At 71.9% G+C, this 18,413-nt stretch carries 18 protein-coding genes; 13 read left to right on the top strand and 5 right to left on the bottom strand.

Annotated elements, in window-relative coordinates; all coding sequences use genetic code 11:
• The first annotated feature begins 52 nt into the window (after positions 1 to 52).
• Both OHT01_RS12900 and OHT01_RS12895 read left to right on the top strand, forming a co-directional pair.
• Positions 53 to 1,015, top strand: a complete 963-nt coding sequence (locus OHT01_RS12900) for a helix-turn-helix transcriptional regulator (RefSeq protein WP_328553281.1) — start codon at positions 53 to 55, stop codon at positions 1,013 to 1,015.
• 134 nt (positions 1,016 to 1,149) lie between these two features.
• Positions 1,150 to 1,518 carry a hypothetical protein gene (locus OHT01_RS12895; RefSeq protein ID WP_328553280.1) on the top strand — a complete coding sequence of 123 codons (369 nt, stop codon included), beginning with the start codon at positions 1,150 to 1,152 and terminating at the stop codon, positions 1,516 to 1,518.
• A gap of 80 nt (positions 1,519 to 1,598) precedes the next feature.
• On the opposite strand, the gene OHT01_RS12890 is transcribed toward OHT01_RS12895, so the two are convergent.
• Positions 1,599 to 2,225 carry a TetR family transcriptional regulator gene (locus tag OHT01_RS12890; RefSeq protein WP_328553279.1) on the bottom strand — a complete coding sequence of 209 codons (627 nt, stop codon included), beginning with the start codon at positions 2,223 to 2,225 and terminating at the stop codon, positions 1,599 to 1,601.
• A 185-nt stretch (positions 2,226 to 2,410) separates the two neighbouring features.
• On the opposite strand from OHT01_RS12890, the gene OHT01_RS12885 reads away from it, so the two are divergent.
• The 3 genes from OHT01_RS12885 to OHT01_RS12875 all read left to right on the top strand — a co-directional run bounded on the left by OHT01_RS12885 (position 2,411) and on the right by OHT01_RS12875 (position 4,348).
• On the top strand, positions 2,411 to 2,578 hold the full coding sequence (locus tag OHT01_RS12885) for a hypothetical protein (RefSeq protein WP_328553278.1): 168 nt from the start codon (positions 2,411 to 2,413) through the stop codon (positions 2,576 to 2,578).
• A 213-nt stretch (positions 2,579 to 2,791) separates the two neighbouring features.
• A complete protein-coding gene (locus OHT01_RS12880; protein ID WP_328558102.1) occupies positions 2,792 to 3,004 on the top strand; it encodes a DUF4190 domain-containing protein in 213 nt (70 codons plus the stop codon).
• A 174-nt stretch (positions 3,005 to 3,178) separates the two neighbouring features.
• The gene (locus OHT01_RS12875) at positions 3,179 to 4,348 is read left to right on the top strand and encodes a cysteine desulfurase family protein (protein WP_328553277.1); all 1,170 of its coding nucleotides are present in this window, start codon (positions 3,179 to 3,181) and stop codon (positions 4,346 to 4,348) included.
• A gap of 36 nt (positions 4,349 to 4,384) precedes the next feature.
• Here OHT01_RS12875 and OHT01_RS12870 read toward each other — a convergent pair whose 3' ends face one another.
• Together OHT01_RS12870 and OHT01_RS12865 are read right to left on the bottom strand one after the other, a co-directional pair.
• Complete coding sequence (locus OHT01_RS12870; RefSeq protein WP_328553276.1) at positions 4,385 to 5,902, bottom strand: multicopper oxidase family protein; 1,518 nt, start codon at positions 5,900 to 5,902, stop codon at positions 4,385 to 4,387.
• Between the two features lie 262 nt (positions 5,903 to 6,164).
• Positions 6,165 to 6,869, bottom strand: coding sequence for an N-acetylmuramoyl-L-alanine amidase (locus OHT01_RS12865; protein WP_328553275.1), 705 nt, complete (start codon positions 6,867 to 6,869; stop codon positions 6,165 to 6,167).
• Positions 6,870 to 6,929: 60 nt separating this feature from the next.
• Between OHT01_RS12865 and mnmA the strand changes: the two genes are divergently transcribed.
• Complete coding sequence (gene mnmA, locus OHT01_RS12860) at positions 6,930 to 8,051, top strand: tRNA 2-thiouridine(34) synthase MnmA (protein WP_328553274.1); 1,122 nt, start codon at positions 6,930 to 6,932, stop codon at positions 8,049 to 8,051.
• A gap of 103 nt (positions 8,052 to 8,154) precedes the next feature.
• Here the strand turns inward: mnmA and OHT01_RS12855 are convergent, their stop codons facing one another.
• Both OHT01_RS12855 and OHT01_RS12850 read right to left on the bottom strand, forming a co-directional pair.
• Positions 8,155 to 8,940, bottom strand: a complete 786-nt coding sequence (locus OHT01_RS12855; protein WP_328553273.1) for an alpha/beta fold hydrolase — start codon at positions 8,938 to 8,940, stop codon at positions 8,155 to 8,157.
• 63 nt (positions 8,941 to 9,003) lie between these two features.
• The gene (locus OHT01_RS12850) at positions 9,004 to 9,327 is read right to left on the bottom strand and encodes a DUF427 domain-containing protein (protein ID WP_328553272.1); all 324 of its coding nucleotides are present in this window, start codon (positions 9,325 to 9,327) and stop codon (positions 9,004 to 9,006) included.
• 50 nt (positions 9,328 to 9,377) lie between these two features.
• Here OHT01_RS12850 and OHT01_RS12845 point away from each other — a divergent pair, with 50 nt between their 5' ends.
• The 7 genes from OHT01_RS12845 (at position 9,378) to gatA (ending at position 18,409) form a co-directional block, all read left to right on the top strand.
• The gene (locus OHT01_RS12845) at positions 9,378 to 9,917 is read left to right on the top strand and encodes a TIGR00730 family Rossman fold protein (RefSeq protein ID WP_328553271.1); all 540 of its coding nucleotides are present in this window, start codon (positions 9,378 to 9,380) and stop codon (positions 9,915 to 9,917) included.
• Between the two features lie 78 nt (positions 9,918 to 9,995).
• Positions 9,996 to 10,694, top strand: coding sequence for an SDR family oxidoreductase (locus OHT01_RS12840; RefSeq protein ID WP_328553270.1), 699 nt, complete (start codon positions 9,996 to 9,998; stop codon positions 10,692 to 10,694).
• Between the two features lie 58 nt (positions 10,695 to 10,752).
• Positions 10,753 to 11,760, top strand: a complete 1,008-nt coding sequence (locus OHT01_RS12835; protein WP_328553269.1) for a methionine synthase — start codon at positions 10,753 to 10,755, stop codon at positions 11,758 to 11,760.
• Between the two features lie 15 nt (positions 11,761 to 11,775).
• Positions 11,776 to 13,971: an NAD-dependent DNA ligase LigA gene (ligA, locus tag OHT01_RS12830; protein ID WP_328553268.1), complete on the top strand. Its 2,196-nt coding sequence runs from the start codon at positions 11,776 to 11,778 to the stop codon at positions 13,969 to 13,971.
• 260 nt (positions 13,972 to 14,231) lie between these two features.
• Positions 14,232 to 16,466 (top strand): putative bifunctional diguanylate cyclase/phosphodiesterase, encoded by a 2,235-nt coding sequence (locus tag OHT01_RS12825; protein WP_328553267.1) that lies wholly within the window; start codon positions 14,232 to 14,234, stop codon positions 16,464 to 16,466.
• A gap of 135 nt (positions 16,467 to 16,601) precedes the next feature.
• On the top strand, positions 16,602 to 16,898 hold the full coding sequence (gatC, locus tag OHT01_RS12820; RefSeq protein ID WP_190154674.1) for an Asp-tRNA(Asn)/Glu-tRNA(Gln) amidotransferase subunit GatC: 297 nt from the start codon (positions 16,602 to 16,604) through the stop codon (positions 16,896 to 16,898).
• Positions 16,899 to 16,903: 5 nt separating this feature from the next.
• Entirely contained in the window at positions 16,904 to 18,409 is a 1,506-nt protein-coding gene (gatA, locus tag OHT01_RS12815; protein ID WP_328553266.1) for an Asp-tRNA(Asn)/Glu-tRNA(Gln) amidotransferase subunit GatA, read from the top strand.
• Positions 18,410 to 18,413: the final 4 nt, after the last annotated feature.

Genomic DNA, 18,413 nt, shown 5'->3' with positions numbered 1-18,413 from the left:
CAGTTTCCGGCAACATTTGCGGACGGCCTCCGGCGGGCGCGATCCTGGGCGCGTGAAGTCCGACCGCCTGCTCTCGATCCTGCTGCTGCTCCAGACCCGCGGCCGCGTCCCGGCGCACGAACTCGCCGACCGGCTGGAGGTGTCGGTACGCACCATCTACCGGGACGTCGAGGCGCTGTCCGCCTCGGGCGTCCCGGTCTACGCCGAACGCGGGCGGCACGGCGGCATCGAGCTGCTCGCCGGATTCCGTACGGACGTCACGGGACTGACCGCCGACGAGTCCCGCTCGCTGTTCATCCTCGCGGCGCAGGGCGCGCACGCCGCGCTCGGCCTCGACGCGGCGCTCGGTTCGGCGCTGCGCAAGGTGATGGCCGCACTGCCCGCACCCTTCCGGCCGGCCGCCGAGGTCACCAGCCGACGGGTCCTCGTCGACGCCACCCGCTGGAAGGGCGGTCCCCGACGGGCCGTGGATCTGGACGTGCTGCAGGACGCGGTCTTCACCGACCGCCGGCTGCGGCTGCGCTACAAGCACGGCGGGGACACCGAACCGCGCACCTACACCGTCGACCCGTACGGACTCGTGTCCAAGGCCGGTGTCTGGTACCTGGTCGCCGACCGGCGCGGCGGTCCACGGCTGTTCCGTGCCGACCGGGTCCGCGTGGCCACCCTGCTGCCGGACCCGGTGCGGCGCCGTCCGGGCGTCGAACTCGCCGACGTCTGGGAGGTGTTGCGCCGCCAGGTCGAGGAGCGGCCGGGGGGTGTCGATGTCACGGTTCGGGTACGGCGTTCCCGCCTCGACATGTTCGTACGCCTCAACGCGGCCTCCCTCGCGGAACTGCCCGAGGACGACGTCGAGGGCGAGTGGGTGACCGCGCGTCTCACCCTCGGCTCGGTGCGGGAAACCCGCACGCTGCTGGCCTTCGGAGACGCGCTGGAGGTCCTTGCGCCGGCCGAGGCGCGGGACGAGCTGGCCGCGACGGCCGCCGCCATCAGCGCGGTGTACGAGGGGGGTTGAGCCCGGCGCCGGGCACCCGGCGCACAGCAAGGCACAGCTTCGGCACAGCGCGGCCCTACGTGGATCTGGTCCGCTGGCTCCCGCTCGTCCGGCTCTCGCCGCCCGGCCCACGTGACTTGACTGGGAGTTACCCCATGAACCGTCGTGCACGACTCGTTCCCGTCGTCGCCCTCCTCGCGCTCTCGCCCCTGCTGGCGGCGTGCGGCTCCGGTGACGCCTCGTCCTCGGACGGCAAGACCTCCGGGGGGCAGAAGTGCGCGCGCCCCTCCGGGATGCCGACCGGCGCCTCCGGACGCCCCGGCGGCGCGCCCTCCGGCATGCCGTCCGGGTCCGCCTTCCCCTCGGGCATGCCCACCGGGAAGGCTCCCTCCGGCAACCCCTCGGGCAGGCCGAGCGGCGCTCCCGGCGGCGGCATGGGAGGCGGCCAGGGCGGCTGCGGAGGCGGCCCCGGCGGTGGGCGGATGGGTCAGGGGCAGGGCCGGTCGGCCGCCGCCCAGGGCTGACGGACCGGAGGGCCCGCCCTCGTACGGCGTACGGCGGTGCCGCGTGCGGCGCGCGGCCGTCCGTCGGCCCGCCGGGGCGGTCAGCCGAGCCAGTGGTGGCGGCCGATACTGATCAGCCGCATCTGACGGCTCGCCACCCGGGCGACCCGCTCGCGCTCCGCCTCGGAACCCTCCAGCGCCTCCAGGAACGCCGAGGCCGCCATCAGCATGTGGTCGACGTACAGACCCGCGAGCATCAGCAGATCGTCGTCGCTCCACCCCCGTGACTCGGGATGCTCGGCCAGCGCGTCCTTCACCTCCTCGGCGAACCGGGCCAGTTGCTCGCGGATCGCGTCCCGCACCGGCTGGACCCCGCCGTGCCGCTCGCGCGCGATGAAACGGACGTGCGCCGGGTGCGTCCCGACGTGGTGGGCGATCAGTTCCACGGCACGGGCGATGCGTTCGTCGGTGTCACCCGCCGCGGACACCGTGTCCTCGATCATCGGGTGCAGGCTGCCGAGCGCCTCCTCGACCAGCGCCACGCCGAGATCCGCCGTCGAGCGGAAATGCCGGTAGAAGGCCGTCGGGGCGACCCCGACGGCGCGGGTGACCTCGCGCAGCCCCAGGCTGCTCAGGCTCTGGTCCTCCAGAAGCCCCAACGCCGCGTCCAGCAGCGCCTGCCGGGTCTTCTGCTTCTGCGCCTGGCGGATGCCGAGAGTGTGACTCATGCCATGCAGTTAACAACTGTTCTCCGGAATTTTAAAGCGGTGGGGCACGCTAGACTCAAGAGTCAGTGAACAAGTGTTACTACAACCGTTCACCGAGTCGTCAAGTCCCGGAAACATCGGGGCCTCACCGTTGAGGTCCCGGACGGTCCGGGACCGGACTTCGAGACTTCTTCGAGAGGCATCCCATGCTGTTCCTCGTGGCCGCACTCCTGCTGCTCGGCGTCGTCATGGGCTCCGTGGCGCACGCGCCGCTGCCCGTGACCCTCGTCGCCGCGGCCGTCATCGGCGTCTGGCTGGTCGTCTTCGCGCTGCGTGAGCGCGGCGCCCGCCGACGCCACCCCTCCACCAACTGACCTTCGGCTGGGCGTCTTTGCCGACCGGCCGTTGGTCCCACCCCTTCACCGACTGACCGTTGGGAGCTGACTCACGTCATGGAACTCACCACGCACGCCACCGGCACGACCCGCACCTCCGGAACCGATCGCACCACCGACGCCGCCCGCGCCACCCGTACCGCCGAGACCGCCGGTGCCACGCGCCGGACCGGCGTCCAGGACGCGGACGGCATGGCCGTGGCCTCCTTCATCCTCGGCCTCCTCGGCCTCCTGGTGCTGAACGTCTTCCTGGGCCCCATCGCCATCGCCCTCGCCTCCGTCGCCCTCTGGCGCGGCACGGCCCGCCGGGGCCGCGCGTTCCTCGGCCTCGGTCTGGGCATCGCCGACCTGGTCGTCCTGGCCGCCTTCATGCAGTTCGACAACACCGTGTCCTGGAGCTTCTGAGCCGGTCGCGCCGGCCGGGGCTCCAGTGCGCCCGCGGCGGGCGCCGGCGTGCCGCGCGAGGCTCGGGTGCGGCGCCGGGGAGCGCGCCACCACCCCGTGCGCGGGCCGGGGCGGGCGGCCACACCGGTGGGGGCCGAGGCGGGGAGGGAACGGGCCCGTAGAATCGAGCCCACCATGGCTTACCTCGACCACGCCGCGACCACCCCCATGCTCCCCGAGGCAGTAGAGGCCCTGACCGACCGACTGGGCGTCACGGGCAACGCCTCCTCCCTCCACGCCGCCGGCCGCGCTGCCCGGCGGACCGTCGAGGAAGCCCGCGAGACCCTGGCGGACGCCCTCGGCGCGCGCCCCAGCGAGGTGGTCTTCACCTCCGGCGGCACCGAGGCCGACAACCTCGCGGTGAAGGGCCTGTACTGGTCCCGCAGAGACGCCGACCCGGCCCGTACCCGCGTTCTCGCGAGCCCCGTCGAGCACCACGCCGTCCTCGACGCGGTCCACTGGCTGGGCGAGCACGAAGGCGCCACGGTCGAGTACCTGCCCGTCGACGCGTACGGCCGTGTCCACCCCGGCTCCCTGCGCGAGGCCGTCCTCCGCAACCCCGACGACGTCGCCCTCGTCACGGTCATGTGGGCCAACAACGAGATCGGCACCGTCATGCCGGTCCGTGAACTGGTCGACGTCGCCGCCGAGTTCGGAATCCCGGTGCACGCCGACGCAGTCCAGGCCTTCGGGCAGATCCCCGTCGACTTCGCCGCCTCGGGCCTCGCCGCGATGACGGTGTCCGGCCACAAGATCGGCGGCCCCTACGGGATCGGCGCGCTGCTGCTCGGCCGCCAGTACAGCCCCGTACCCGTGCTGCACGGCGGCGGCCAGGAACGCCATGTCCGCTCCGGCACGCTCGACGTGCCCGCGATCGCCTCCTTCGCGGTCGCCGGGCGGCTGGCCGCCGAGCGGACGGAGTGGTTCGCCCGCGAGATCGGCGCCCTGCGCGACGACCTGGTCGACGCCGTCCTCAAGGCCGTACCCGACGCGATCCTCGGCGGCGACCCGGCACCCGGCGGCAGACTGCCCGCCAACGCGCACTTCACGTTCCCGGGCTGCGAGGGCGACTCGCTGCTCCTGCTGCTCGACGCGCAGGGCATCGAGTGCTCCACGGGCTCGGCGTGCACGGCGGGCGTGGCCCAGCCGAGCCATGTCCTCCTGGCCACCGGCACCGACCCGGACCTCGCCCGGGGCACCCTGCGCTTCTCGCTCGGCCACACCTCCACGGCGGCGGACGTCGCGGCCGTGTCGCGGGCGATCGGCCCGGCGGTGGAGCGGGCCCGGATGGCCGGCCTCACCTGACACCACCGAGCCGCCCCTCGCCTTACGGGGGAGGGGCTAGCCGTCCGTCACCATGAGGCCGGCCATCATGCCCTCGTCCTCGTGCTGCAGCAGATGGCAATGGAGCATGTACATGTAGGTGTCGTCCGTGAAGTCGGTGAACTTCATGGCGATCTTGATGGTGCCGCCGCCGACCACCTCGAACGTGTCGTACCAGCCCAACTGGACGCCCGTCGGATCCGCCCCGTTGACGGAGATCAACTGGAACGGCACATCGTGCAGATGGAACGAGTGCTCCAGTTGCGTGCCGTTCTTGACGGTCCAGACCTCCTCGGCGCCCAGCGTGGTGCTGATCATCGCCATCGAGGACATGCTCGTCCCCACGGAGCCGTTGATCGTCATCGAGGTGCCGCTCTGGCCGAGCGTGATCGTCCGGGCGGTGAAGTCCGTGGTGTCGTACCGGGTGATGGTGTTGAGGGCCGGCAGGTCCGCCGGAGTGTCCGAGGCGTCCGGGGTGACGGTCAGGAACTCGTAGGTGCCGCTGCCGCCGCGCACCCAGCCCGTGGTCACCACGGCCTCCAGGGTGACCGCGTCGCTGAGCTTCATCACGAACTCGGCGCGCGCGCCCGCCACCAGCCGGATCGACTTCACCTCGGTGGCCTCGGTCAGATACCCCTGGTCGGTGGCGATCTGGGTGAGGGTCCCGCCGTCGCCGCGCTGGACGGTGATGATGTCCGACGGCGAGGCGTTGAGCAGCCGGAAGCGGGTGCGCTTCTTGGTGGCGGTGAAGGAGAGCGTGGTGGCGTCGACGTTCGTGCCGTTGCACAGGAGCGGGAAGCTCAGGCCGTTGGCGAGGTAGCCGGTCAGGTTGTACTTGATCTCCCCGGCACTGTCGGCGGCCAGACACTGCAGGATGATCGGGATGTCGTCGGTCCCGTAGGTGCTGGGCAGGGCCGCGGACGCGGCGGAGTCGTCCTCGACGATGATCATGCCGGCCAGCCCGTGGGTGGCCTGCTCGGCCGTGGTGCCCAGGGCGTGCGGGTGGTACCAGAGCGTCTTGGCCTCGTCCTTGACCGTGAAGGTGGGGGACCAGGTCTTCCCGGCGGCGAAGGCGTTCTGCGGGCCGCCGTCCATGCTCGGCGGAACGTGCGCGCCGTGGAAGTGGACCGTGGTGTCCTCGGTGAGGCTGTTGGTGATGTTCAGCAGGACGGTGTCGCCGGAGGTCCACTTCATGGTGGGGCCGAGGAAGGACTGGTTGTAGCCCGCGGTCGTGCTGGTCACTCCGCTGAGCACCTCGCTGGTGCCCGTCTTCGCCTCCAGGGTGTACGTCGTGGTGCCGCCCGAGGCGGTCCCCTCCAGAAGGTCGGGGATGGTCAGCGTGGTGCCCGCCGCGTGCGCCTTGTTCTGCGTCGCGTTCGTCAGCACGGCGACGGCGGTCCCGCCGGCGGTCGCCGCCGCGAGACCGGCCCCCGCCATCCTGCCGAGGAACGTGCGGCGGTGCATGCCCTTGCCCTTGGCCTTGGACCGGCCCTTGTCGTTGCCCGCGCCGGAAGCGGGCTGCGTGGAGTGCGTCATGGCCGTGGACTCTCGACCCGAGGACTGTGCGGGGAATGAGGCCGACTTAGGAGAACGCCTTCTCCGCTGTGAAAGCCGGTGATGTGAAGTTCATGATCAACTCCCATGAGGGAAAGGGGAGTTGGTGCCTCACTGGTCAGGGCGGCCGGGTGGGACGCAACGGACACGCGGCTCCCGGACGTTCCTCACAGCATTTCGGTCCGGTGCTCCGGCCCCGCCGCGCCACCGCCTGTGCCCGTGCTGCGCGTGCGGCCTGCCGCGCCTAGGCGTGCGTTGTGCGCGCCCGCCGCACGAGCCGCATGTACCGGGTCCAGTCCCAGTACGGTCCGGGATCCGTGTGGTCGGTGCCCGGTACCTCGGCGTGCCCGATGATGTGCTCGCGGTCGACGGGTATGCCGTACCGCCCGCATATCCCGGCGGTCAGCCGTGCCGAGGCCTCGTACATCGCGTCCGTGAACGAGGAGGCGTGGGCGACGAAACCCTCGTGCTCGATGCCGACGCTGCGTTCGTTGTACGCGCGGTTGCCCGCGTGGAACGCCACGTCCAGTTCGCGGATCATCTGCGTGACGTGACCGTCCTTGCGGACGACGTAGTGCGCGGCCGCCCGGTGCCTCGGGTCCTGGAAGACCTCCACCGCGCTCGCGAAGCTGCCCTGGGTGACATGAATGACCACCCGGTCGATCGCGTAGTCGTCCGGACGGTCGGCCCGGCGCCAGTTCGCCGTCGAGGCCGCCACCCACTGCGCGCCCCGGAAGTCCACCGCCCCCGCGACCCTCGCCTTCTCCACGCCCGGCATCCGCCACCACAGCCGCGACAGCTTCTCCCGCGCGATCCCGGCCGCGCTCATGGCGGCCAGCACACCGCCGATGAGCACCACCCGGCGCCCGACCGGCTGGTCCGCGTCCTTGCCCGCCGCCCCGGTTCTGCTGCTCCGCGACGTCCCCGGCTTCCCCTTTTTCGCCCCCATGCGATCTTCAACGGATACTCGCGGGCTCCGGTTCCCGCGGCCCCGTACCCTGGAGGGGTTATGACTGACACCTCGCAGCGCCCCCTCCGCGTCCTCGCCGCCATGTCGGGCGGAGTGGACTCCGCCGTAGCCGCCGCCCGTGCCGCCGAGGCCGGGCACGATGTGACGGGCGTGCACCTCGCCCTCTCCGCGAACCCGCAATCGTTCCGGACCGGCGCGCGCGGCTGTTGCACCATCGAGGACTCGCGTGACGCCCGCCGGGCGGCCGACGTCATCGGCATCCCGTTCTACGTCTGGGACCTCGCCGAGCGCTTCCGCGAGGACGTGGTCGAGGACTTCGTCGCCGAGTACGAGGCGGGCCGCACCCCGAACCCGTGCCTGCGGTGCAACGAGAAGATCAAGTTCGCCGCCCTGCTCGACAAGGCGCTCGCGCTCGGCTTCGACGCCGTCTGCACCGGCCACTACGCGCAGGTGATCGTCCGGGAGGACGGCACGCGCGAGCTGCACCGCGCCTCCGACATGGCCAAGGACCAGTCGTACGTCCTCGGTGTCCTCGACGACCGCCAGCTCGCCCACGCGGTGTTCCCCCTCGGCGACACGGTCACCACCAAGGACGAGATCCGTGCCGAGGCCGAGCGCCGGGGTCTGGCCGTCGCCAAGAAGCCGGACTCGCACGACATCTGCTTCATCGCCGACGGAGACACCCAGGGCTTCCTCGCGGGCCGGCTCGGCAAGGCCGAGGGCGACATCGTCGACGAGTCCGGCGCCAAGGTCGGCACCCACGAGGGCGCGTTCGGCTTCACGATCGGCCAGCGCAAGGGGCTGCGCATCGGCACCCCGGCCGCCGACGGCAAGCCGCGCTACGTCCTCGACATCTCGCCGGTGGACAACACGGTCACGGTCGGCCCGGCCGCCTCCCTGGACGTGTCCGCGCTGACCGCGATCAAGCCCCGCTGGTGCGGCGCCGCCCCGGTCGGTCCCGGCACCTACACCGCCCAGCTCCGCGCCCACGGCGGCGAGACCGAGGTGAGCGCGGAACTGGTCGACGGCACCCTGGAGGTCCGCTTCACCGAGCCGGTCCGCGGTGTGGCCCCCGGCCAGGCGGTCGTGCTGTACGAGGGCACGCGGGTGGTGGGCTCGGCGACGATCGCGACAACCACGCGCGCGACGGCGGACGTCTAGTTCCGGCGCGACGGCGGACGTCCGCGGACGTCCGGTTCCCCCGCGGCGGCGGACGTCCGGAGCCGTCTGCCCTCGACCGGCCCGTCCCCGCGCCGTCCCGCGTCTAACCGTTCGCCCTGAAGAACTGCGCCAGCACCGGCGCGAGCACCTGCGGATCCACCATGTGGGTCTGCCCCTCCAGGGTGCGGTACGACCCGTTCGGTGCCGCCTCCGCGACGCTCCGTGCCGCCTCGCGCATCCAGGCCGGGCTCGCGTCGCCCGCGATCGACAGCAGCGGCAGGGAGAGGGCGGCCAGCCGCTCACGGGGCACCCCGCTCTCGCCCATCGCGGCGTTGTCGTACGCCAGGGTCGGTGCGATGGCCTCCATGCCGGGCCAGGCGTGGGACATGCGCACCCCGGCGATCATCTCCGGCGGTGTGCCGACCAGGGACAGGAACAGTTCGACCGCGTCCCCCCGCCGGTCCTCGCCGAGCAGCTCGGTCAGCCGCTCGGTGTACGCGGCGCGCTGCCCGGCCGCGCCCTCGTCGACGGCGAACGGCGTCTCGTAGACGGCGACTTCGCGGACGGGCAGCCCGCTCGAAGCCGCCTCCAGGGCCAGCGCGCCGCCCGACGAGATGCCGTAGAGCGCCGCGCTGCCCCCGGAGGCCTCGATCAGCGCCGCGATGTCCTCGACCTCCCGGGCCACCGCGAAGGGCGCGGTGTCGCCGCTGCCGCCGCGGCCCCGCCGGTCGTAGGTGATGGCACCGAAGCGGTCCGAGAGGGCCTCGGCGAGGGGCGCCAGCGTGGCACCCGTGCACATGGCGCCACCGACCAGGACGACCGTCGGGCCGTCACCGTGGCGTTCGTACGCGATGGGGGTCCCGTCGCGCGAGATGGTCTTCTTGTCCATACCTGTAGAGACTGCCGGGCGAGCGGGAACTCATCGTGCACCACGCCCGCGTCCGGCCGGAACTCAGGACACGTCCGCCTCGTAGAAGCAGAGGTGGTCCTTGATCTCGGAGACGTCGGGCTTGGGGTCGGGGTAGCTCCAGACGAGGTCGGCCGCGTCAGGGCGCGACCAGTAGGACGCGTCGCCCTTGAAGGGGCAGTGCGTGCGGGTGTCGGAGGGCGTCAGCAGATCCAGGCGGACGTCCTCGGGCGGGAGGTAGTAGCGCACCGGACAGCCGGTCTCGCGCAGCACCAGGGGGCGGTCGCTCTCCGCCAGGACCTGGCCGCCGTGCACGACGCGGACGTGCTGTGCGCCCTGTTCGATGGTGATCGTGTGTCCTTCAGCCATACCGGGAAAGCGCTCGCGAGCCCCGAATCGTTCCCGCGTACGGTGAAATCATGAACATCTGCGTCTTCCTCTCCGCCGCCGACCTCGACGACCGCTACACACGCCCCGCACGGGAGTTCGCCGAACTCCTCGGCAAGGGCGGCCACACCCTGGTGTGGGGAGGCTCCGACGTCGGGCTCATGAAGGTGGTCGCGGACGGGGTGCAGCAGGCCGGCGGGCGGCTGGTGGGCGTCTCCGTGGACTTCCTGGCCGCCAAGGCCCGCGCGGGCGCCGACGAGATGGTCGTCGCCCGGGATCTGGCCGAGCGCAAGGCACTGCTGCTGGCGAAGGCCGACGCGGTCGTCGTCATGGTCGGCGGCACGGGGACCCTCGACGAGGCGACCGAGATCCTCGAACTGAAGAAGCACGGGAAGACCGAGAAGCCGGTGGTCCTGCTCAACACGGCCGGCTTCTACGACGGCCTCAAGGAACAGTTCCGCCGCATGGACGCCGAGGGCTTCCTGCCGCGCCCGCTCACCGACCTGGTGTTCTTCGCCGAGGAGCCGGTGGGGGCGCTGGCCTACCTGGAGGAGAGCGTCGGCACCCGGTGACCGTCCGGCACCCGGTGACGGCCCGGAATCGGTGGCGGCCCGGAACCCGGTTCGAGGCCGGTTCCCGGTGATGCGAGCATGGCGTCCATGGCTACACATGTGATCACCGGGGCCGGTTCCGGCATCGGCGCGGCCGTCGCCCGCCGTCTGCACGCGCGCGGGGACGAACTCGTGCTCCACGCGCGCGACGCCGGCCGCGCCAAGGAACTGGCCGCCGCCTTCCCCGGGGCGAAGACCCTGGTCGGCGATCTGGCGGACCCCGACAAGCTCTCCTGGGCGTTCTCGCACCAGACGCTCCCCGGCCAGGTCGACTCCCTAATGCACATCGCGGGCGTGGTCGACCTCGGCCCGGTCGGTGAACTGACCCCGAAGTCCTGGCGCCACCAGCTCAACGTCAACCTGATCGCCCCCGCCGAGCTGACCCGCCACTTCCTGCCCCAGCTCCGCCTCGCCCAGGGACACGTGCTCTTCGTGAACTCCGGCGCCGGCCTGAACGCCCACGCCGACTGGTCCGCCTACGCCGCCTCCAAGCACGGACTGAAGGCACTGGCCGACTCCCTGCGCCACGAGGAGCACGCGGCCGGCGTCCGGGTGACCTCCGTCTACCCCGGTCGCACCGCCAGCCCCATGCAGGCCAAGGTCCACCAGCAGGAGGGCAAGGAGTACGACGCGGCGAAGTGGATCGACCCCGAGTCGGTGGCCACCACGATCCTGATGGCTCTCGACCTGCCCCGGGACGCCGAGGTCAACGACCTGACGGTGCGGCCGGGCGGCTGACCGTTCCCGGGGACACCGGGCGGCTGATCCGCCCCCGGGGATTACGTACGCTTCCGGGGTGAGCGAAAACAGCGAGTTCAGGTTCGGTTCCGCCACCGGGGTCGGGTCCATGCCGGGCGGTGACGCGCGGGAGGCCGCGAAGACCGTCGTCGGTTCCCTCGACGACTTCCCGTTCCTCGCCGAACTGCCCGCGCGGGGGCCCGGGGCCGACATGATCGGCCGGACGGCCGGGATGCTCGTCGAGCTGTACGCGCGCGTGGAGCCCAGCGGCTGGCGGTTGGGCGACCGGCCCGGCCGGGACACCAGGCGGGCGACGTCGTGGCTGGGGGAGGACCTCGACGCCCTGGAGGAGTTCACCCAGGGATACGAGGGCCCGCTGAAGGTGCAGGCCGTCGGTCCCTGGACCCTCGCCGCCGCACTGGAGCTGAGGAACGGCGAGTCCGTCCTCTCCGACCAGGGCGCCCGCCGCGACCTGGCGGGATCGCTCGCCGAGGGACTGCGCGTCCACCTCGACGACGTACGACGGCGGATTCCCGGGGCGCAGATCGTTCTCCAGCTCGACGAACCCTCCCTCGTCGCCGTGCTCCGCGGCCAGGTGCCGACCGCCAGCGGCTACCGCACCCACCGTGCCGTCGACCGCCAGATCGCCGAGGCCACCCTCCGGGACGTCGTCGGGGTGAACGGCGGCGGCCCCGTCGTGGTCCACACCTGCGCGCCGGACGTCCCCTTCGCCCTGCTGCGCCGGGCGGGCGTGGCGGGGATCTCCTTCGACTTCTCGCTCCTCACCGAGCGTGACGACGACGCGATCGGGGAAGCGGTCGAGGGCGGTACCCGACTCCTCGCCGGTGTCATCCCCGGCGTGGACGTCCCATTGTCGGACCCGGCCGGTAGCGTCATGGGTGTCAGGACGCTGTGGCGCAGGCTGGGGCTGCGGCCGGGTCTTCTCGCGGAGGCGGTCACGCTCACTCCGTCGTGCGGGCTCGCGGGGGCCTCCCCCGACTTCGCGCGCAGGGCGCTGGCCCACTGCGTCCGGGCGGCGAGATCCCTCGCGGACAACCCAGAGTAACGGGAGGACACAACGGTGGCCGGCGAAAAGCACGCAGAGCCCACATCGGTACCCGCCGAGGCACGGGAGAGGCACGCGCAGCTCGCCGAGCAGATCGAGGAGCACCGCTTCCGGTACTACGTGAAGGACGCTCCCGTCGTCAGCGACGCGGAGTTCGACACGCTCCTGCGCTCCCTGGAGGCGCTGGAGGACGAGTACCCCGAGCTGCGCACACCGGACTCACCGACCCAGAAGGTCGCCGTCGAGTACGAGACCGACCTCGACGAGGTCGAGCACCGCGAGCGCATGCTCTCCCTCGACAACGTCTTCGACGACCCGGGGCTCGCCGCCTGGGCCGCCCGGGTGGCCAAGGACGTGGGCTCGACCGGCTACCACTTCCTGTGCGAGCTCAAGGTCGACGGCCTCGCCGTGAACCTGACGTACGAGGACGGCAGACTCACCCGCGCGGCCACCCGGGGCACAGGCCGGACCGGCGAGGACATCACACCCAACGTCATGACGATCGCGGAGATCCCGCACCGTCTGAAGGGCGACCACGTCCCCGGGCTCGTCGAGATCCGCGGCGAGGTCTACTTCCCGATGGACGCGTTCGAGGGCCTCAACGCACGTCGTGTGGCGGCCGGTGAGAAGCCGTACGCCAACCCCCGGAACTCCGCCGCGGGTTCACTGCGCCAGAAGGACCCCAAGGTCACGGCGACGCTGCCGCTCCACATGGTGGTCCACGGCATCGGCGCCCTGGAGGGGTTCGAGGGCCTGGGCCGGCTCTCCGAGGCCTACGGCCTGCTGCACTCCTGGGGACTGCCGACCACGCGGTACGCCAAGGTGGTCGACGACCTCGACGGCGTAAGGGAGTTCATCGCGTACTACGGCGAGAACCGCCACGCCGTGGAGCACGAGATCGACGGCGTGGTCGTCAAGCTCGACGAGATCCCCCTCCAGGGCCGGCTCGGTTCCACCGCGCGCGCACCGCGCTGGGCGATCGCCTGGAAGTACGCGCCCGAGGAGGTCAACACCAAGCTCGTCAACATCCGCGTCGGCGTGGGCCGTACGGGCCGGGTCACCCCGTACGCGCAGGTCGAGCCGGTCACGGTCGCCGGCTCCGAGGTCGAGTTCGCCACCCTGCACAACCAGGACGTGGTGAAGGCCAAGGGTGTCCTCATCGGGGACACGGTGGTGCTGCGCAAGGCCGGTGACGTCATCCCGGAGATCCTCGGCCCGGTCGTCGACCTGCGGGACGGCACCGAGCGGGAGTTCGTGATGCCGGCCGAGTGCCCCGAGTGCGGGACGGCGCTACGGCCCAGGAAGGAGGGCGACGTCGACCTGCGCTGCCCGAACGCGCGGGCCTGCCCGGCGCAGCTGCGCGAGCGGGTCAACTACCTCGCGGGGCGCCAGGCTTTGGACATCGAGCACTTCGGGTACGTCGCCGCGGCGGCCCTCACCAAGCCGCTGGAGCCGTCCGAGCCGCCGCTGAGCGACGAGAGCGACCTCTTCGACCTCACCATCGAGCAGTTGCTGCCCATCAAGGCGTACGTCCTCGACCAGGACAGCGGGCTGCCCAAGCGCGACCCGAAGACCGGCGAGGAGAAGATCGCCACGGTCTTCGCCAACCAGCAGGGCGAGCCCAAGAAGAACGCGCTTGCCATGCTGGAGAACATCGCGGCGGCCAAGGAGCGGCCGCTCGCGCGCTTCCTCACCGGGCTGTCGATCCGTCATGTCGGACCGGTCGCCGCCGAGGCGCTGGCCCGGGAGTTCCGCTCCCTGGACCGCATCGAGGGGGCGACCGAGGAGGAGCTCGCCACCACCGCCGGTGTCGGGCCGATCATCGCCGCCTCGCTCAAGGAGTGGTTCGCGGAGGAGTGGCACCGCGAGATCATCCGCAAGTGGAGGGCCGCCGGCGTCCGGATGGAGGACGAGGGCGCGGGCGAGGACGAAGGACCCCGCCCGCTCGAAGGCCTGATCGTCGTGGTCACGGGCACGCTCGAACACCACACGCGGGACGGGGCGAAGGAGGAACTCCAGAGCCGTGGAGCAAAAGTGACCGGTTCTGTCTCGAAGAAGACATCCTTCGTCGTGGTGGGTGACAATCCTGGCTCGAAGTACGACAAGGCGATGCAGCTGAAGGTTCCGGTCCTGAACGAGGAGGGCTTCGCCGTCCTGCTCGGACAAGGACCGGACGCGGCGGCGGACGTCGCGCTTCCGGCCGAGGAATAGCGGTTGAAGACCACCTGTTCGGCGCATATCAGTTGCATACGGGTGGCTGGGTCGCATTCGGGCAACCGTCGACGACCGCTGCCCGTGGAAGCCTTCCGCGGCCTACTGTTGAGGTGTGCGCCTGCCGTGCCCGGCTGCGGTTGGCGCATCCCCTGCTCCGCACGAGCCGGGGGAAGGGTTTTCGGACGCGGCACCGTTGGCCGTTGTCGCCGGCAACGGACCGCGTGGCGTGGGCACCGCCGGCAGTGAGAGGGACGGGAATGGAACCGACCGAGAGCGCCGCTCCCGACTCACGGCTGCGCCTGCGCAGGATGACCGGCGCGTGGCTGGCCGGCCTGCGGACGGGACGGCCTTCGGAGCACCCCGCCCCGAGCGGGCTCGGCGCCGCACCGCTCGCCGCTCCCGCCGCCCTCGGCCACCTCACCGCCGAGCACGGCACCGGTCCGCACGGCCACGATCCCGAACGCCCCATGTCCTGGCCCGCGCTGCCGTCCGCGGTCGTGGCCACCGCCGCGATCGTCCTGGGCGCCGGTTTCTACCGGGCGTTCAGCGGCCACCACGCGCTCTTCCCGTGCGGCGCCGTCGGCTGGTCGCTGGCCCTGCTGACCGGCGTCATCGTCGGCCACCTGGTCGCCCTCGGCCGGGCCCGCTGGTGGGGAGGCACCGGCTCCGGCGCGGCCCTCACCCTCGCGGTCCTGCTGCTCTACGGCTGGGTCCCCGCCGGCATGGTCAGCCTGACCGTCGTCGTCCTGGTCGGCACGGCCCGGCGCAACCGCTGGCGCCAGGGTGTGCTGCACGGCGCGGTCGACATCCTCGGCATCGGCGCCGGAGCCCTGGTCCTCGCCTCGTTCGGGCGGTTCCCCAGCGTCGAGACGCCCTGGGACCCGGGGACCTGGACGTTGTACGCCGTACCCCAGGTGGTGCTGGTCGCCGGCGCCTACCTCGCCGTCACCCGCGCCCTGCTCTGGTACCTGAACGCCCCGCGCGGCGGCGGCCTGCCCACCGTCGCCCGTACGGCCCTGGTGAGACAGGGACTCGTCGCCGTGGCCCTGCTCGGCATCGCGCCGCTGATCTGGGTCGTCGCGGTGGCCCAGCCGATGCTGCTGCCGCTGTTCTCGATCCCGCTGATAGCCCTCGACTCCACCCTGTGGATAGCCCGCGCGCGGGCCGAGGAGCAACTGCGCGACCCGCTCACCGGGCTGCCCAACCGTCAGTGGCTGCTGGAGCGCACCTGGACGGCGCTGGACGACGCCGAGCGCATCGGCGCACGCTCCGCCCTCATGCTGATCGACCTGGACCGGTTCCGTTCGGTGAACGACACGCTGGGGCACCTCGCCGGCGACCGGCTGCTCCTCCAGATAGCCGACAGACTGCGGCTCGCACTGCCGCGCGGGGCGGAGGCCGCGCGGCTCGGCGGTGACGAGTTCGCCGTCTTACTGCCGGTCGCGGACTCCACCACGTCGGCCACGCGGGTCGCCCGCGGTCTGGTCGCCGCCCTCGGCTCGCCGCTCGACCTCGACGGACTCACCCTCGTCCTGGAGGCCAGCGCCGGGCTCGCCGTCTTCCCCGACCACGCGCTCGACGCGGAGGGCCTGCTGCGCCGCGCGGACATCGCGATGTACCAGGCGAAGCGGGACCGTACGGGCGTGGAGGTGTACGAGTCCAAGCGGGACTCCAACACCCCCGACCGGCTGGGCCTGCTGGGCGATCTGCGCCGGGCCCTGGACACCGGTGACGTCGAACTGCACTACCAGCCCAAGGTCCGCTTCGACGGGCAGGTGGCCGGACTGGAGGCACTGGTCCGCTGGGTGCATCCCGAGCGCGGGAAGGTACCGCCGGACGAGTTCATCGCCATCGCCGAGTCGTCCGGGCTGATGCCCCACCTCACCGAGTACGTCCTGGAGACGGCGCTCGGGCAGGTCGCGCGCTGGCGGGCCCAGGGCCTGTACGTTCCGGTCGCGGTGAACGTGTCGCCGCGCGACGTCCACACGCCGGGCTTCGCCGGAGCCGTCGCCGCGCGACTCGCCCGGCACGGAGTCCCCCCGGGAGCGCTCCAACTGGAGATAACGGAGCACGTGCTCCTGGAGGATCCGCAGCGGGCCGCCGACACCCTGGCGGCCCTCACCGGGCACGGCGTGAAGATGTCGCTGGACGACTTCGGTACCGGTTACTCCTCCCTGGTCCACCTGCGCCGGCTCCCGGTCAGCGAGCTGAAGATCGACCGCTCGTTCGTCGCACGGCTCGCCGTGGACACCGAGGACGCCGAGATCGTGCGCTGCACCGTCGACCTCGCGCATTCACTGGGTCTCCTCGTCGTGGCGGAGGGCGTCGAGGACGACGAGACGTGGGAGCGGCTGCGGGACCTCGGCTGCGACGCCGTGCAGGGCTGGCTGGTCGCCGCGGCGATGCCTCCGGAGGAGGCCACGGCGTGGCTGCTGGCCCGCGGTTCCCGCGGCTGGCAGCGGCCCCGCGCCGCGTTGCCCGCGGCGGAGTAGTCCCCCTTTCCGGGGGTGCCGTTCCGGCCTCCGGCCGGAGCGCGGGCGTGCCGCGGCAAACCCGGGCGCGGGCATCGGCCCGAGCCCCATAGGATTGGGCCAAAACACACCGCACTCACCCCAGAGGATCGCTGCATGCCTGGCATCACGCGCGAGGAGGTCGCCCACCTCGCACGGCTGGCGCGTCTGGAGCTGAAGGGCGAAGAGCTCGACCACTTCGCAGGCCAGCTCGACGACATCATCGGCGCGGTCGCCCGCGTCAGCGAGGTCGCCGACCAAGACGTACCGCCGACCTCTCATCCGCTGCCGCTGACGAACGTCATGCGCGCGGACGAGGTCCGTCCGTCGCTCACCCCCGAGCAGGCGCTCTCCGGCGCCCCGGCCCAGGAGCAGCGGCGTTTCAAGGTGCCGCAGATCCTGGGGGAGGACTAATCACCATGACGGACACCAACGTCAACATCATCAAGCTCACCGCGGCCGAGATCGCCGGGAAGATCGCGGCCGGCGAGCTCACCGCCGTCGAGGTCACCGAGGCCCACCTCGCCCGGATCGAGGCCGTCGACGAGAAGGTGCACGCCTTCCTGCACGTCGACCGCGAGGGCGCCCTCGCCCAGGCCCGTGCCGTGGACGCCAAGCGCGCGGCCGGCGAGAAGCTCGGCCCGCTCGCCGGTGTGCCGCTCGCGCTCAAGGACATCTTCACCACCGAGGGGATCCCGACCACCGTCGGCTCCAAGATCCTCGAAGGCTGGATCCCGCCGTACGACGCGACCCTCACCAAGAAGCTGAAGGCCGCCGACGTCGTCATCCTCGGCAAGACCAACATGGACGAGTTCGCCATGGGGTCCTCCACCGAGAACAGCGCGTACGGGCCGACCGGCAACCCCTGGGACCTCACCCGGATCCCCGGCGGCTCCGGCGGCGGCTCCTCCGCGGCCCTCGCCTCCTACCAGGCGCCCCTCGCGATCGGCACCGACACCGGCGGCTCCATCCGCCAGCCGGCCGCCGTCACCGGCACGGTCGGCGTCAAGCCGACGTACGGCGCGGTCTCCCGCTTCGGCATGGTGGCGTTCTCCAGCTCCCTCGACCAGGGCGGCCCCTGCGCCCGTACGGTCCTGGACGCGGCCCTGCTCCACGAGGTCATCGCCGGGCACGACCCGCTCGACTCGACCTCCATCGACGCCCCGGTCCCGCCGGTCGTCGAGGCCGCCCGCAACGGCAGCGTGACGGGCATGCGCGTCGGTGTCGTCAAGCAGTTCCGCGGCGAGGGCTACCAGGCCGGTGTCGTGCAGCGCTTCGACGAGGCCGTCGCGATGCTCAAGGAGCTGGGCGCCGAGATCGTCGAGCTGGACTGCCCGTCCTTCGACCTGGCGCTCTCCGCGTACTACCTGATCGCCCCGTCCGAGTGTTCGAGCAACCTCGCCCGCTTCGACGGCCTGCGCTACGGCGCGCGCGTCGGCGACGACGGCACGCACTCCGCCGAGGAGGTCACCGCCCTCACCCGTGAGGCCGGCTTCGGCCCCGAGGTCAAGCGCCGCATCATGCTCGGCACGTACGCGCTCAGCTCCGGCTACTACGACGCGTACTACGGCAGCGCCCAGAAGGTCCGTACGCTCATCACGCGCGACTTCGAGAAGGCGTTCGAGCAGGTCGACGTGATCGTCTCCCCGACCACGCCCACCACCGCCTTCCCGATCGGCGAGCGCGCCGACGACCCGATGGCGATGTACCTCGCGGACCTGTGCACCATCCCGACCAACCTGGCCGGCAACTCCGCCATGTCGCTGCCCTGCGGTCTCGCGCCCGAGGACAACCTCCCGGTCGGTCTGCAGATCATCGCCCCGGCGCTGAAGGACGACCGCCTTTACAAGGTCGGCGCCGCCGTCGAGGCCGCCTTCGTGGAAAAGTGGGGGCACCCGCTGCTTGAGGAGGCTCCGTCGCTGTGAGCAA

This window comes from Streptomyces sp. NBC_00358 (assembly GCF_036099295.1).
Taxonomy (GTDB): domain Bacteria; phylum Actinomycetota; class Actinomycetes; order Streptomycetales; family Streptomycetaceae; genus Streptomyces.
This window is presented reverse-complemented; position numbering and strand designations above follow the sequence as displayed.